Source organism: Sanguibacter sp. HDW7, assembly GCF_011300875.1.
Lineage (GTDB): Bacteria > Actinomycetota > Actinomycetes > Actinomycetales > Cellulomonadaceae > Flavimobilis.
On the sequence record NZ_CP049862.1, the window covers coordinates 1,613,766 to 1,628,439 of the forward strand.

The 14,674-nt window shown below is 72.2% G+C and carries 12 protein-coding genes, 1 tRNA gene and 1 pseudogene; 7 read left to right on the forward strand and 7 right to left on the reverse strand.

Annotation, left to right across the window (positions count from 1 at the left end; genetic code table 11):
- Positions 1–42 precede the first annotated feature (42 nt).
- Together G7063_RS07510 and G7063_RS07515 are read left to right on the forward strand one after the other, a co-directional pair.
- Positions 43–1,383, forward strand: a complete 1,341-nt coding sequence (locus G7063_RS07510; protein ID WP_166413843.1) for an MFS transporter — start codon at positions 43–45, stop codon at positions 1,381–1,383.
- An 88-nt stretch (positions 1,384–1,471) separates the two neighbouring features.
- A tRNA-Pro gene (locus tag G7063_RS07515) sits at positions 1,472–1,545 on the forward strand.
- Between the two features lie 519 nt (positions 1,546–2,064).
- Here G7063_RS07515 and G7063_RS07520 read toward each other — a convergent pair.
- From G7063_RS07520 to G7063_RS07535, 4 genes and pseudogenes are all read right to left on the reverse strand, one after another.
- A complete protein-coding gene (locus tag G7063_RS07520; protein WP_206188226.1) occupies positions 2,065–2,790 on the reverse strand; it encodes an SUMF1/EgtB/PvdO family nonheme iron enzyme in 726 nt (241 codons plus the stop codon).
- Positions 2,787–2,969, reverse strand: coding sequence for a hypothetical protein (locus tag G7063_RS07525; protein ID WP_166413845.1), 183 nt, complete (start codon positions 2,967–2,969; stop codon positions 2,787–2,789). The genes G7063_RS07520 and G7063_RS07525 overlap by 4 nt, the downstream gene beginning before the upstream one ends.
- Positions 2,970–3,051: 82 nt before the next feature.
- Positions 3,052–4,010 (reverse strand): annotated as a pseudogene (locus G7063_RS07530) (M15 family metallopeptidase).
- A gap of 55 nt (positions 4,011–4,065) precedes the next feature.
- The gene (locus G7063_RS07535) at positions 4,066–6,180 is read right to left on the reverse strand and encodes a heavy metal translocating P-type ATPase (protein WP_166413846.1); all 2,115 of its coding nucleotides are present in this window, start codon (positions 6,178–6,180) and stop codon (positions 4,066–4,068) included.
- A gap of 360 nt (positions 6,181–6,540) precedes the next feature.
- Between G7063_RS07535 and G7063_RS07540 the strand changes: the two genes are divergently transcribed.
- The gene (locus tag G7063_RS07540; RefSeq protein ID WP_166413847.1) at positions 6,541–7,764 is read left to right on the forward strand and encodes an RtcB family protein; all 1,224 of its coding nucleotides are present in this window, start codon (positions 6,541–6,543) and stop codon (positions 7,762–7,764) included.
- 12 nt (positions 7,765–7,776) lie between these two features.
- Here G7063_RS07540 and G7063_RS07545 read toward each other — a convergent pair whose 3' ends face one another.
- The 3 genes from G7063_RS07545 to G7063_RS07555 form a co-directional block, all read right to left on the reverse strand.
- The gene (locus G7063_RS07545; protein ID WP_166413848.1) at positions 7,777–8,403 is read right to left on the reverse strand and encodes a dihydrofolate reductase family protein; all 627 of its coding nucleotides are present in this window, start codon (positions 8,401–8,403) and stop codon (positions 7,777–7,779) included.
- A gap of 159 nt (positions 8,404–8,562) precedes the next feature.
- A complete protein-coding gene (locus G7063_RS07550) occupies positions 8,563–9,699 on the reverse strand; it encodes a hypothetical protein (protein ID WP_166413849.1) in 1,137 nt (378 codons plus the stop codon).
- A 4-nt stretch (positions 9,700–9,703) separates the two neighbouring features.
- Positions 9,704–10,831 carry an SPFH domain-containing protein gene (locus G7063_RS07555; protein WP_166413850.1) on the reverse strand — a complete coding sequence of 376 codons (1,128 nt, stop codon included), beginning with the start codon at positions 10,829–10,831 and terminating at the stop codon, positions 9,704–9,706.
- Between the two features lie 230 nt (positions 10,832–11,061).
- On the opposite strand from G7063_RS07555, the gene hemH reads away from it, so the two are divergent.
- Genes hemH through G7063_RS07575 form a run of 4 tightly spaced genes read left to right on the forward strand, consistent with a single transcriptional unit; the run spans position 11,062 to position 14,659 of the window.
- Complete coding sequence (gene hemH, locus G7063_RS07560) at positions 11,062–12,108, forward strand: ferrochelatase (protein WP_166413851.1); 1,047 nt, start codon at positions 11,062–11,064, stop codon at positions 12,106–12,108.
- A 21-nt stretch (positions 12,109–12,129) separates the two neighbouring features.
- Complete coding sequence (locus G7063_RS07565; RefSeq protein ID WP_166413852.1) at positions 12,130–13,068, forward strand: metal ABC transporter solute-binding protein, Zn/Mn family; 939 nt, start codon at positions 12,130–12,132, stop codon at positions 13,066–13,068.
- Entirely contained in the window at positions 13,065–13,805 is a 741-nt protein-coding gene (locus tag G7063_RS07570) for a metal ABC transporter ATP-binding protein (RefSeq protein WP_166413853.1), read from the forward strand. The genes G7063_RS07565 and G7063_RS07570 overlap by 4 nt, the downstream gene beginning before the upstream one ends.
- Positions 13,802–14,659 (forward strand): metal ABC transporter permease, encoded by an 858-nt coding sequence (locus G7063_RS07575; protein WP_166413854.1) that lies wholly within the window; start codon positions 13,802–13,804, stop codon positions 14,657–14,659. The genes G7063_RS07570 and G7063_RS07575 overlap by 4 nt, the downstream gene beginning before the upstream one ends.
- Positions 14,660–14,674: the final 15 nt, after the last annotated feature.

The following is a 14,674-nucleotide window of genomic DNA, read 5'->3' on the forward strand; positions in this document are numbered from 1 at the left end:
CAGGGCCTTCGTCGTCCCCTGGAGGCCTGAGCGGGTGGGACCATGGAGGGCGTGGCCAGCACACCCCGGCAGAGCCTCGTCCACCATCCCGACTTCCGACGGCTGTGGGCGGCCGACGCCCTTGCACAGGTCGGCGCCCAGCTGACCGCTCTCGCGCTGCCCGTCTACGCCGTGACGACGCTCGGCGCGTCCGCCCTCCAGATGGGCTACCTCACCTCTGCGCAGACCGCGGCGTTCCTCGTCGTCGGCCTGCCCGCCGGCGCCTGGGTCGACCGCATGCGCAAGCGCTCCGTGCTCATCTGGGCCGACGTGGTGCGCGGCCTCGTCCTCGCGGCCGTCGTCGTCCTCGCGAGCGTCGGCCTCGGCTCCATGCCGATGCTCTACGCGGCGGGGCTCATCATCTCGGTGGCGACGGTGTTCTTCGACGTCGCGCACCTCTCGTACGTGCCCGGGCTCGTCGGGCTCCAGCACGTCTCCGAGGGCAACACGAAGCTCCAGGCGACGTACTCCGTCGCGGCCGTCGCCGTGCCGGCGGTCGGCGGCTCGCTGCTCAAGGTGCTCGCCGCGCCCGTGCTCATCGGCGTCAACGTCGTCACCTACTTCGCGTCCGTCGCGTTCCTCGCGCGCATCCGCAAGGTCGAGGTCCTGCCGCCCAAGGACTCCCACCTGCCGCTCGGACCCGCGATCGCCGAGGGGCTGCGCTTCATCACACGCACGCCCCTGCTCAACCGGCTCGTCTACTCGACGGGCGTGAGCGCGCTGTTCTCGACCATGGGCTGGTCGATGATCATCTACTACGTCGTCACGACGCTCGGGCTCGGCTCCGACGCGATCGGCGTCGTCATGTCGGCGAGCGCCGTCGGCGGCATCCTCGGCGCCGTCACCTCACGCCGCGCGACCGACGTGATCGGCGAGGGCCGCATCATCGCGTTCTCGGCGTTCCTCACGCCGTTCCTCTTCGCCGCGATCCCGCTCGCGTCGACGTTCCAGGACGACGGCGTCGACGCGCGCATCCCGCTCATCGTCGGCGGCTTCCTCATGCAGGTCACCCAGACCTGGTTCAACGTCTCGCAGGTGAGCTTCCGGCAGCGCCTGTGCCCGCCGTACCTGCTCGGCCGCATGAACGCGTCGTTCCGGTTCATCGTGTGGGGCGGCATGCCGATCGCGGGCATCGTCGGCGGCCTCATCGCCAACCACTTCGGCGTCGTCGTGATGCTCTGGGTCGTCGTCGTGGGGGAGATCCTCGCGGCGCTGCCGCTCATGCTCTCGCCGTTCCGCACGATGCGCGTGCTGCCCGGCAGCCGCCAGGTGACGGCGCTCGACGACGAGCCCGACGAAGCCCCCGACGAGGCTCCCGGCGAACCGGACGACGCACGTCCGTGACGAGCGTCGACGTGGTCGGTGGCACCTCGAATCTGGGGTAGTATTTCTGACGGCCCGCAAGGGCTGCGGAGGTCCGGCAACGGACCTACGGGCTGTGGCGCAGCTTGGTAGCGCACTTGACTGGGGGTCAAGGGGTCGCAGGTTCAAATCCTGTCAGCCCGACAACTCGCCCTGACGAGACAGGTTCTCGTCAGGGCGTTGTCGTCTCCCGAGGCAGTTCTGTCCAGGCCCGGTGGATAGACGCTGTCCGACCGTCGAGCGGGCGCGAGACGTCGATCTGTCGTGTCGGTGAGCTTGACGGCCTGGCATTGGCGAAGCGAAGTGCCCTACCCAAGGACGTCGACGACACGGACCGGACAACCTCGTTCGCAGAGCCCGTCGCCGGCCGTCGACGCCGTCGCGCTCGAGCTACCTCTCTCCGGCCTCACGCGGTCGCCCGCACCGCGATCCGTCACCGACGACGACTGGGTGGACCTCCTCCTGGACCTCGTCCACCCCGCGATGGACACGTGACCCCCGCCCGGCCTGAGCCTCGAGGTCGCACGACGGACGGCAGCGCCCGTGACGATCGTCATGCTCCGGGAGTGCGGTCACTTCCCGGTCGAGCAGCCGGGCGTCGGGGACATGATCGCGACGGTGTGCCGGCTGGCCGACGCCGCCGTGAGGGGCGACGCCTGACGGTCAGGCGTCAGCGTCGAGGACCAGCCTCACGCCAGCACCCCGCTGGTCGTCGTAGAGCGAGTGCCTGCGGGCGCAGCGAGCGAGGTCGCGGTCCTGCGTGTAGCGACCGCCGCGGGTGACGTGCCGGTCGTTCGCCCACGCCTCGACGACGGGAACACCGTCCGGGGCACCGGGATAGGGCGCGAAGAGGTCGCGGGTCCACTCGTCGACGTTGCCCGCGAGGTCGAGCACGCCGAACGGGCTCGCGCCGCGCGGCAGGCTGCCGACGGGCACCGGCGCGCCGACGCCGTGCGCGGCGGTGTTCGCGGCGTGCGGGTCCCACACATCACCCCAGGGATACTCGCGAGTGTCGTCGCCGCGCGCCGCGCGCTCCCACTGGATCTCGGACGGCAGGTGGACGGGCAGGCCGGTGGCATCCCGCAGGGTGGCGCAGAAGAGCTGCGCGTCGTCCCATGCCACGCCGTCTACGGGGAGGTCGGGACCGTCCGCCGGGTCGAGCGGCAGCGCGACGACGGCGGCGACCGCGTTCCACTGCGTCCGCGTCACCGGTGTGCGCGAGATCGAGAACGCCGGAACCTCGACGGAGTGCCGGGGAGCCTCCTTGAGGAAGTACGACAGCGGCAGGCCGAGATCACCGTGCCGCGCGACGACCGCGTCGATCTCTTCGAGGGGGGTCCCGCGGTGCAGGGTGCCGGCAGGGACCTCGACCCAGTCGACGTCGATCAACGGTCGCACTCGCAGACGAGGTTCCACTCGACGACCTCTTCGTCGGGCTGCGCCCAGGCCTCGGCCTCGGCGCGGTCACGGAACGTGCGGGGTGCGAGGCGCCCGTTCGTCATGAGCACGCCGACCGCGATCTGCTCACGGGGGTCGGTCCACACGGTCGTGGGCTGCTGCGTCGTCATTGTCGACTCCTTCCGTCGTCCCGCCCGCACCCATCCTCCCACCGCGCGTCCCCGTGCGACGCGAGGAGCGGAAGCGTGGCTGCTACCGGTTGCGCAGGGAGAAGTGCTGATAGTCCTTGAGCCCGGTCCAACCGCCGCCCCAGCCCCATCCGATCCGCGCGAAGGCACGCACGACGGGACCGTCGGGCGTGATCATCCCCGGCATGCCGGCGCTGCGGTCGAGATAGGCGCGCGCGAGCTCGGGCAGCACGACGTCGCCCTGGCGTAGGGGTTCTGGAACGGGTTGACGTCGATCGCGAGGCCGTAGGCGTGCTGGCTCGTGACCGTCGAGCCGCGGACGGGGCGGCACGCGAAGGCGACCGTGTCGTTGCCGTCGCCCGTCGGGGTCGCGTCCTGCTCGGCGCGTGTCGTGATGGACAGGCGCTCGAACTTCACGCCGTCGTCCCAGAGGTCGCGGAAGACGCCGACGAGGTCGTCGGCGGCCGACGCGTTGACGAGTAGCTCGCCCGAGTGCCGTTGGCCGTCGAAGCCGTGGAAGGAGAGCTGGAGCCAGGCCAGCTCGTCGGCCCCGACGGGGCATCCCTTCGCCCAGGTCGAGCGCGCGATGACGTCGGCAGGCGCGGGGGCGACGACCTTCGACGCGAAGCCCGTCCCGGGCAGCATGGGCACCGTGTCCGGCAGCGTGAAGGCGCGGCTGACGAGCTCGGGCGGCGTCGTGAGGCGCGCCACCTTCGCGGGGTCGGTCGGGAGGGACCGTGTGCCGAGCCAGGCGGGCGGAACGGTCCCGGGGGCGGGGGGCGGCGTGGTGGTGGGCGCCTCGGTCGAGGGCGTCTCCGTCGGTGGCGCCGACGCGGGCGGCACAGTCGTCGTCGGGGCTTCCGTCGTCGTCGGCGCTTCTGTCGTCACTGGCGCACCAGACGTCGTCGACGGGGTCTCCGGGGCGCCGGGCACTGAGCACGCGACGGTGAGGGCGAGCGAGGCCGCGCACATCACCAGGCCCATCGCTCGCATCTTGTGTCCAGCGCGACGTCCTGTCCTCATGCACCCATCACACACCCGCGCGCCACCGTCGGACAGGGGCGCGCGGGTCGCGTCCTCACCCGAGGAGGTCGCGCGTGCTCGCCCCGGGCGTGAGGTCGAGACGCCGCAGCAGCTGGGCGTTGAGCGCGACGACGACGGTCGAGGCCGACATGAGGATCGCGCCGACGCTCATCGGCAGGACGAACCCGAGCGGAGCCAGGACGCCCGCGGCGAGCGGCACGGCGAGGAGGTTGTAGCCGGCGGCCCACCAGAGGTTCTGCTGCATCTTGCGGTACGACGCCCGCGAGAGGGCGACGACGGAAAGGATGGAGCGAGGGTCGGAGCTCGCGAGCACGACGCCCGCGGAGCCGATGGCGACGTCCGTGCCGGCGCCGATCGCGATGCCGACGTCGGCGGCCGCGAGTGCGGGGGCGTCGTTGACGCCGTCGCCGACCATCGCGACCGCACGGCCCTCCGCGCGGAGCGCGGCGACGGTGGCGGCCTTGTCCTCGGGTCGGACGCCGGCGTGGACCCGGTCGATGCCGAGCGTGGCGGCGACGTGCTCGGCGACCGGGCGGGCGTCGCCCGTGACCATGACCACCTCGGCGCCGGCGGCGTGCAGCGCGTCGATCGCCTCGCGCGAGGTCTCGCGGATCTCGTCCGCGAGGCGCAGGGCGCCGACGACGGCACCGTCGACGAGGACGTGGAGGATGATCGCGCCCTGGGCGTGCCAGGGTGCGACGTCCGCGAGCTCGTCGAGCCCCGACTGCGCAAGGAGGCGGGGTCCGCCGACCTCGACGACGCGGCCGTCGACCGTCGCACGGACGCCGACCGCGGGTGACGACGTGAACTCCGTCGCCGCGGGGACGTCGAGCCCGCGCGCGCGTGCGGCGCCGACGATCGCGGTCGCGAGCGGGTGCTCGCTGTCCTGCTCGGCGGCTGCAGCCAGAGCGAGGACGTGCGCCTCGTCGTGGCCGCCTGCCGGGGCGACGGCTGTGACGGTCGGTTCGCCCTTCGTGAGAGTGCCCGTCTTGTCGAGCAGCACGGTGTCGACGGTGCGCATGCGCTCGAGCGCGAGACGGTCGGTGACGAGGACGCCGCCGCGGGCGGCACGCTCGGTCGCGATCGAGACGACGAGCGGGATCGCGAGGCCGAGCGCGTGGGGGCAGGCGATGACGAGGACGGTGATGGTGCGGACGACGGCGTCGTCGGGCAGGCCGACGAGCGACCACACGAGCGCGGTGAGCGCGGCGGAGCCGAGGGCGAACCAGAAGAGCCAGCCGGCGGCCCTGTCGGCGAGGCGCTGCGCGCGGGAGGTCGACGCCTGCGCGTCGGCGACGAGGCGGCCGATGCCTGCGAGCGCGGTGTCGTCGCCCGTCGCTGTGACCTCGACGCGCAGGCCGGAGTCGGTCGCGACGGTTCCCGCGGTGACGTGGTCGCCGATCTCACGCTTCACGGCGCGGGACTCGCCCGTGATCATCGACTCGTCGACGTGCGCCGAGCCGTCGACGACGCGACCGTCGGCCGGCACCGAGGCCCCGGGCCGGACGAGGACGACGTCACCGACGCGAAGGTCGGCGGGGGAGACCCGCACGACACCGTCGCCCTCGACGCGCTCCGCGGAGTCGGGCAGGAGCGCCGCGAGCGAGTCGAGCGCGGACGTCGTCTGTGCGAGCGAACGCATCTCGATCCAGTGGCCCAGCAGCATGATGACGACGAGGAGCGCGAGCTCCCACCAGAAGTCGAGGGCGTGGTGGAGCCATCCGAGGGTCGCGCCCCACGAGGCGACGAACGCGACCGTGAGGGCGAGCGCGACGAGGAGCATCATGCCGGGGCTGCGTCGACGCATCTCGTCGGCCGCTCCCGTGAGGAAGGGCCGGCCGCCCCACAGGTACATGAAGGTGCCGAGGACGGGGGAGACCCACGTGAGGAAGCCCGTGTGTGGCAGGTCGTAGCCGACGAGGTCGGCGAACGTGCCGCTCAGCGCGACCGTGGGGACGGCTAGGACGAGCATGATCCAGAAGAGCCGACGGAACTGGCCGACATGGTCGCCGTGGCCGGTGTGGGCGTGGTTCGCCATGACGTGGTCCGCGTGCACGGCGGTCTCGTCGTGAGCGGTGGCGAGGCCTGCGTGCTCGGCCGGGCCGTGTCCCGCGTGGTGGGTCTCGTGGGTGTGGTCGTGGCTGCTCATGTCTTGAACGTATACCCCCTAGGGTATCCCGCAAGGGGTGGCCCCCGTCCGGAAATGACCTCGCGCTCCTTCCTGGTGCACAGCTACGGTCGTCCGCGGCGCACCTCAGCGCCCCGACGCGAAGGAACGCACCGTGACCCGCACGACGACGACCGAACGGCCCGACAGCCGCAACCTCGTCGTGCCCACGTATGTGAAGCGACCGTCGTCCCTGGACGACGCGCCCCCGTTCCGCCACGCCCGCAGACCAGCCTGACGACCCCGTCGTCGCTGTCGAGAGCCGCCCCGGAGCACCCGCTCCGCGGCGGCTCTCGGCGTTCCACCCACCCTGCACCACCCGATCACCGGAAGGATCGACCCATGAACGAGTTCCCCGTGACGCTCTCCGGAGCGCGCGCCCCCACCCTCATGTGGACCTACGAGCACGACGTCGAGCCCGCCGCCCTCCAGCAGCTCCGCAACATCGCCGGGCTGCCCTGGGTCGAGGGCCTGCGCGTCATGCCCGACGTCCACCTCGGCAAGGGTGCGACCGTCGGCTCCGTCATCGCCATGCGCGACGCCGTCTCACCCAACGCGGTCGGCGTCGACATCGGCTGCGGCATGATCGGCGTCCGCACGTCGCTCACGGCCGACGACCTCCCCGACAACCTCGGGCCCCTGCGTGCCGCGATCGAGGCCGCGGTGCCCGTCGGCTGGAAGGGGCACGCGGAGCCTGTCAACCTTGCGCGCCTGCGTCCGGTCGCGAACGGCGCGGGCATGTCCGAGACGCTGCGCGGTGCCGACGCCTTCTGGTCGCGCTTCGACGGGCTCCACGGCCGGGTCTCCGACATCGAGGGCAAGGTGCGTCGCCAGCTCGGCACGCTCGGCGGCGGCAACCACTTCATCGAGCTGTGCGTCGACGAGTCCGGGCAGCTGTGGCTGCAGCTGCACTCCGGCTCGCGCAACCTCGGCAAGACGCTCGCCGAGCAGCACGTCGCGATCGCGAAGCGGCTTCCGCACAACGACGGCCTCGTCGACCGGGACCTCGCCGTCTTCCTCGGCGGCACGCCCGAGATGGACGCGTACCTCGCGGACCTGCGCTGGGCGCAGGAGTACGCGGCGCGCTCGCGCGCGGTCATGATGGCGCTCGTCGTCGACGTCGTCCGGACGCACCTCGCCGCGGCCGCCCCGACGTTCGACGAGGCCGTCAACGTCCACCACAACTACGTCGCGGTCGAGACGGTCGACGGCACGGACCTCGTCGTCACCCGCAAGGGCGCGATCCGCGCCGGCACGGGCGAGCTCGGGCTCATCCCCGGCTCCATGGGCACGGGTTCCTACGTCGTGCGTGGGCTCGGCAATCCCGCGTCGTACTGGTCGGCGTCGCACGGCGCGGGACGCCGCATGTCCCGGACGGCCGCGCGCAAGCGGTTCACGGCCGCCGACCTCGCGGCGCAGACCGCGGGCGTCGAGTGCCGCAAGGACGAGGGAGTCGTCGACGAGATCCCCGCCGCGTACAAGGACCTCGACGCTGTCGTCGCCGCCCAGTCGGACCTCGTCGAGGTCGTCGCCCGCCTCACGACCCTTCTGTGCGTCAAGGGCTGAGGCGATCGCCCGTCAGGCGCGCACCGACATGTCGCCGGTCGCCGGCTCGCCGTCGATCACCCGGTACTGCAGCAGCACGACACCCTTCGGGCTGCCGACAGGGTCGGCGCGCAGCTCGAGGCGCGACGGTGCGGTGCCGGTGCCGAAGATCGTCCGGCCCTCGCCGAGAAGGATCGGGTGGACCCACAGGTCGATCTCGTCGACGAGCCGCAGCCGCAGCAGCGTCCCCAGCATCCCGAGGCTCCCGACGACGCTCACGAGCTCGTGCCGCGCTCGCAACGCGTCGACCTCGGCCGTGAGGTCCGGGCCGAGCAGGGTCGTCGGCTCCCAGTCGAGCAGCGGCCTTCCCCGTGAGACGACGTACTTCGGCACGCGGTTGAACAGCTCGGCGATCGTGCCGTCGGGGCCCTCGGAAGGCTGCAGCGGCCAGTAGCCCGCGAAGATGTCGTACGTGCGCCTGCCGAGCAGCAGCGCGTCGACGCCCGTGTAGGCGGCGTCGAGCTGCTCGCCTGTGAGGTCGTCCAGGAGCGGGAACTGCCAGCCGCCGAAGGTGAACGCGACCGGGTCCTCGTCGGGGCCGCCTGGCGCCTGCCCGACGAGGTCGAGGGTCGAGAACAGCTCGGCACGGACGATGCCCATGGTCGTCTCCCGTCGTTGCGCGCGGCCGGCCGGCCCGCCCGTCCCGACCACCGTCACCCTGGATGTCGCGCGACGTCGAGGGCGGTGCCACCGGGCAGGACGACCGCAGCCGCGCACCGAGGAACGGTGCGCGGCTGCGCGACGTGGGAACGGAGTCGGTCAGGTCCGTGACTTCGCGTAGAGGATCGCGACGACCACGAGCAGGATGATGCCCGCGAGGACGGTGAGGGCGACCTTGATCGGGCTGACCGGGTGCTTGCCCGTCACCTTGCCGGTCGAGGCGTTGATGACGACCTGCCACTGCTTGCCCGCGTACATGTAGGTCGCGATCCAGAACGGCATGAGGACGAGCTTGAACATCACCGCGGCGTAGGCCGTGCGGATCTCGGAGATGCGCTGGTGGTCACCGCCGATCGCGTGCTCGACGTCGTTGCGGATGGTGCTCGCCATGACGGCCTTGGCCCGCTCGAGGCCGCGGGGCGGGTCGACGTCGTACCGCACGGTCGAGAACCCGGCGACGTACTCGGCGCGGTAGGGCTGCGCCTTGACGAGGTCGGCGCTGCCGGCTCCCCGTGCCTCCTTCGGGGTGAGCTGCGCCGAACCGGGCACCACGATGTCGTCGAAGGTGCGCCGTACGGTTCCCGAGCGGCGGGACCACTCGGTGCGGGTCTCGGTGCGGTCGTCGTCGACCTTGACGGTGTAGTCGTCGCCGCGCTGGCCCTCGTACTCGCTCGTGGTGCGTGCGTCGAAGGTCCAGTACGGCAGGTAGGTGCCGCGGAGCGATTCCTCGGCGTCGACGTCCTTGAGGGCGCGAGGTCCGAAGAAGCGGGAGGAGACCCACGTCGTGAATGCCTCGCGTGCCTTGGCGTGGTCGAGCGCGAACGGCACGACGGCCTCGGGCGGGATGACGCCCTCGGTCGGCGTGATGCCGACGAGGTGGCCGCCGCAGAACTGGCAGGACGACGAGATCGCGGTCGACTCGGTCGTCGCGCCGCAACCCTCGCAGCGCAGGACGTGCCCGCCGAGGCTTGCCACGGCGCGTCCCGCGTTGTTGCGGGCCCATGTCTCGTAGTCGTGCTCGTCGACCGTGGCGTCGGGGTCGTGGGCGATCTCGGCGAAGTAGCCGCACATGAGGCAGCGCATCGACGAGGTGCCGGCGGCGAAGCCGAGCTGCGAGCCGCAGCCCGGGCACCGGGTCGCGAGCAGCGACGCGTCCTCGGTCGGAGCGACGAACGGGGCGGGCACGGGGAGGGGGCCGGCGCCCTGCTCGGGCGGGAGCGGGGGAGGAATACTCATCGGATCAGGCCCCCGGCATCGCCGGCGGGAGCGGCGGCGGGACGGCACCGAAGATCGAGGAGAGGGCGGGCACCGAGCCTGCCGCGGTCCAGGACGGCATGCCGTCCTGCCAGACGAGCGTGTCGCGGGTGAACGAGCCCGCGGCGACGAGCGCACCGAGCTCAGCCACCGTCGTCGGGCCCGACTGGGCGCCGCCCGTGGCGTGGAACCAGGGCGCTCCCGCGCCTGGCAGCGGCGGCGGCGCGGCGGCTGCGGGCGCGGCCGCCGGGGCGGCCTGGGCGCCGGCGAGCGTCTGCGCCATCTGCTGGCCGACGGCCAGGCCGAGGCCCATGGTCATGCCCTCGCCACCGCCGCCGGGGTTGCCCGCGGCGGTCTCGATCGCGTTGGCGGCCTGGAACTGCGTGTACTGCTGCATGTTCCCGAGGACGGCCATCTGCGTCTTCTTGTCGAGCGCGGCCTCGACCTCGGGGGGCATCGAGATGTTCTCGATGACGAAGCGGGGGATCGCGACGCCGTACTCGGCGAGGCTCGCGGTGAGCTCGGTCGCGAGGCGACCGGCGATCTCGTTCTGGTTGGCTGCGAGGTCGAGGGCGGCGACGTTCGCGTGGGCGAGCGCGGGGCCGAGCGCGCCGACGATGTTCTGGCGGAAGAACTCCCCGATCTCCTCGGTGCGGAAGTTGGGGTCGGTGCCCACGAGCTGGCGCAGCAGCGAGGCGGCGTCGGCGACCTGCAGCGAGTAGGTGCCGAAGCCGCGCAGACGGACGACCCCGAACTCGGGGTCGCGCAGCATGATGGGGTTCTGGGTGCCCCACTTGAAGTCGGTGAACTGCCGGGTCGTGACGAAGTAGACCTCGGCCTTCCACGGAGAGTTGAAGCCGTGCTTCCAGCCCTTGAGCGTCGAGAGGATCGGCAGGTTCTGGGTCGACAGGGTGTAGGTGCCGGGCCCGAAGACGTCGGCGAGACGCCCCTCGTTGACGAAGACGGCGACCTGTCCCTCGCGGACGACGAGCTTGGCCTCGTTCTTGATCTCGTTGCCCTGGCGCGGGAAGCGCCAGACGATCGTGTCGCGCGAGCTGTCGAGGAACTCGATGATGTCGATGAGCTGCCCGCGCAGCTTGTCCATGAAGCTCATGGGTCCGTCGTCTCCCCCTGGTGCGGCAATGTGGGTCAGTGCGGCCGGAACGGCCGCGCATCGCTGATGCTACACATGAGGACTGGGGTGCGCCTGGGTTCGGTCACGTATCGGCAAAGTCGCGGCGGCGGGGTTCTGACGCCTTGTCGCTGGATGTCACGATCCTGTCGTGGCGAGCCTAGTGTGGCGGTGAGTCGCCGCCACGGTGGCTCCTGACCCGAGGAGCCCGCATGTCCCGCGTTGCCGTCGTCCTGCTCAACCTCGGCACGCCCGAGGCTCCCACGCCGCGCGCCGTCAGGCGGTACCTGCGCGAGTTCCTCTCCGACCGACGCGTCGTCGAGACGCACCCGGCCCTCTGGCGCCCGATCCTCGAAGCGGTCGTCCTCACGGTGCGTCCGCGCGCCTCGGCCGCGAAGTATGCCTCGGTGTGGACCGCGGACGGCTCGCCGCTCCTCGTGCACTCCCGCGCGCAGCGCGACGGGGTGGCGGCTGCGCTCGCGAGTGGCGACATCGATGTCCGCGTCGCGATGACCTACGGCTCTCCGTCGCTCTCGTCGGTCCTCGACGACCTCTCGGCGGACGGCCTGCAGCGCGTCCTCGTCGTCCCGCTCTACCCGCAGTACTCGGGCTCGTCGGCGGGCGCGGCGCTCGACGCGCTCCGACGCCACGGGCTGCGGCGGCGCGACACCCCCGAGATTCGTACGGTGCGGTCGTTCCCCGAGGACGAGGGCTACATCGACGCGCTCGCGCGCGCGGTCGAGGCCTCCTGGGTCGAGCGCGGTCGCCCGGACGTCGCCGCAGGAGACAGGCTGCTCCTCAGCTATCACTCGGTGCCCGTCGCGATGATCGAGGCAGGTGACCCCTACGCGGAGGAGTGCGCGCGAACCACCGCCGCGCTCACGCAGCGGCTGGGCCTGCCGCGCGAGGGTGTCGTCGAGACGTTCCAGTCCGTCTTCGGACCGGCGCAGTGGCACGGGCCCGCGACGATCGACACGGTGGCGGCGCTCGCACGCAGCGGCACCCGCCGGCTCGACGTCGTCTGCCCCGGGTTCGTCTCGGACTGTCTCGAGACGCTCGAGGAGATCGACATGCTCAACCGCGAAGCCTTCGTCGAGGCCGGAGGCGTCGACTTCTCGTACGTCCCGTGGGGCAACAGCAACCAGCCCTGGGTCGACGCGCTCGCAGCGATCGTCCGTCAGCACCTGGGCGGTTGGCCGGTGGGGGCCTGCACGCCGGAAGAGCCCGTCAAGAACTCGTCCCCGCTTGAAGTTCGGTAGTCCGAAAACTATGTTGGGGCGATGCCCACCCCTCGTCCGCCGCGGCACGGCCGCCTCGCGGCACTGACCTCGCTCGTCCTTGTCCTGGCGCTGCTCGGCGGGTGCGGGACGAGCGCGGATCCGGTGGCGGACGATCCACGGCCGCTGGCCCTCGCGACGTTCACGGTCGTCGCCGACATCGCACGCAACGTCGCGGGCGACGACCTGCGCGTCGCGTCCATCACCAAGGTCGGCGCTGAGATCCACGGTTACGACCCGACGCCGGGGGACCTGCGTCGGGCTGCTGGCGCGGACATCATCCTCGACAACGGCCTGGGGCTCGAGGCCTGGTTCGCGCGCTTCGTCGACGGCCTCGACGTGCCGCGCGTCACCCTGTCCGAGGGACTTGCGACGATCCCCGTCGCGCGCGGAGAGGCCGAGGGCCGACCCAACCCTCACGCGTGGATGAGCCCGTCGGCGGGCGCCGCGTACGCGCGCCGCGCGGCGGAGGCCTTCGCCGCGCTCGACCCGGCGCACGCCGACGGCTACCGGGGGCGCGCCGAGGCGTACGCGACCCGCCTCCAGACCCTCCGGGACGAGCTCGTCACCCGGCTCGAGACCGTCCCGGAAGCATCGCGCGCGCTCGTCACGTGCGAGGGCGCGTTCTCCTACCTCACGGCGGACGTGGGCCTCGAGGAGCGGTACCTGTGGGCCGTCAACGCCGAGCAGCAGGCGACGCCGCAGCAGGTCGCGGACGTCGAGACGTTCGTCCGCGAGCGCAGCGTCCCCGCGGTGTTCTGCGAGTCCACTGTCAACCCCTCGGCCATGCAGCGGCTCGCGGAGGCGACCGGCGCGCGATACGTCGGTCCGCTCTACGTGGACTCGCTCTCCGCGCCGGACGGCCCGGTCCCGACCTATCTCGACCTGCTCCGGCACGATGTCGAGCTCATTGTCTCGGGGCTCACGGGAGGTGCGGCGTGACGCGGGAACCTGCGCTCGATGTTCTGGGCCTCACCGTCCTGCGCGGCGAGGTCCGGGCGCTCACGGACGTGTCGCTCACGGTCGTCCCGGGCCGCGTGACGGCGCTCGTCGGTCCCAACGGCTCGGGCAAGTCGACGCTCTTCGCGGCGGTGACGGGCGGGGTCGACGTGTCGTCGGGCTCGGTGACGGTCGGGGGCACGGACGCGGCTGCGGCCCGACGGCGTCGGGCGATCGCGTTCGTCGGCCAGGACGACACGGTCGACCGAGCGTTCCCGCTTACTGTCGCCGACGTCGTCGCCCAGGGTCGGCCCGCGCCGCGTGGACTGCTCGGCCGCCGGTCCGCCGCGGACCGAACCGCGATCGCGGCCGCGCTCGAGCGTGTCGGGCTGGCGGGGCTCGCGCGCCGGCCGATCGGTGCGCTCTCGGGCGGGCAGCGCCGCCGCGTGCTCGTGGCCCGGGCGCTCGTCCAGGAGGCGGACCTGCTGCTGCTCGACGAGCCGCTCGCAGGCGTGGACGTCGCGTCGGCCGAGCTGCTCGTGGACGTCGTCCGTGCACGGGCGGCCGAGGGTGCTGGCGTGCTCGTCTCGACGCACGACCTCGCTGGCGTCGCGGGCCTCGCGGACGACGTCGTGCTCCTCGCGGGGCGCGTCGTCGTGGCCGGGCCCGTCGCGACGACGCTCACGCCAGACGCTCTCGCCGAGGCGTTCGGGCTCCGGCCGCCCCAGGAGCAGCCATGACGATCCTCGACCTCGTCGCCGACCCGCTGTCGCACGAGTTCATGCTCCGCGCGCTCGTCGTCATCACGACCTCGAGCGCCGTGTGCGCCCTGCTGTCCTGCTGGCTGGTCCTCGTGGGCTGGTCGCTCATGGGCGACGCCGTCTCGCACGCGGTGCTGCCGGGCGTCGTGCTCGCGTACGTCCTCGGGCTGCCGTTCGCCGTGGGTGCCGTCGTCTTCGCGCTCGGGGCTGTCGTGCTCGTCGCGGCCGTGCGGACGACGGGCCGTACGAAGGAGGACGCGGCGATCGGCATCGTCTTCACGACGCTCTTCGCCCTCGGCCTCGTGCTCGTCTCGGTGACGCCGAGCCAGACCGACCTCATGCACGTCGTCTTCGGCAACGTCCTCGGAGTCTCCCGCGGCGAGCTCGTCCAGGTCGCGGTGCTTGCGGGGGTCGTCGCCGTCGTCGCGCTCGTACGTCGACACGATCTCACGGCCTTCGCGTTCGACCCGGTCCAGCTCCGGGTGCTCGGCCGGTCGCCCGGGCGCGTCGGGGCGCTCCTGCTCGTGCTGCTCGCGCTCACGTCGGTCACCGCGATCCAGTCGGTCGGCGTCGTGCTCGTCGTCGCGATGCTCGTCATCCCGGGGGCGACAGCACATCTCCTGTGCGACCGGCTCTCGTCGATGCTCGCCGTCGCACCCCTCGTCGCGGTCGTGTGCGGCGTCGTCGGCGTGTACGTGTCGTACTACGCGGACCTCGCGACGGGTGCGACCGTCGTGCTCGCCCAAGGCGCGGCGTACCTTCTCGCGGCGCTCCTCGCGCCGCACCGTGGCGTGTTCGCGCGTGTGCGTTCACGCGTTCGCGTCCCGGCGTGAAGTCTCGGGTGGGAG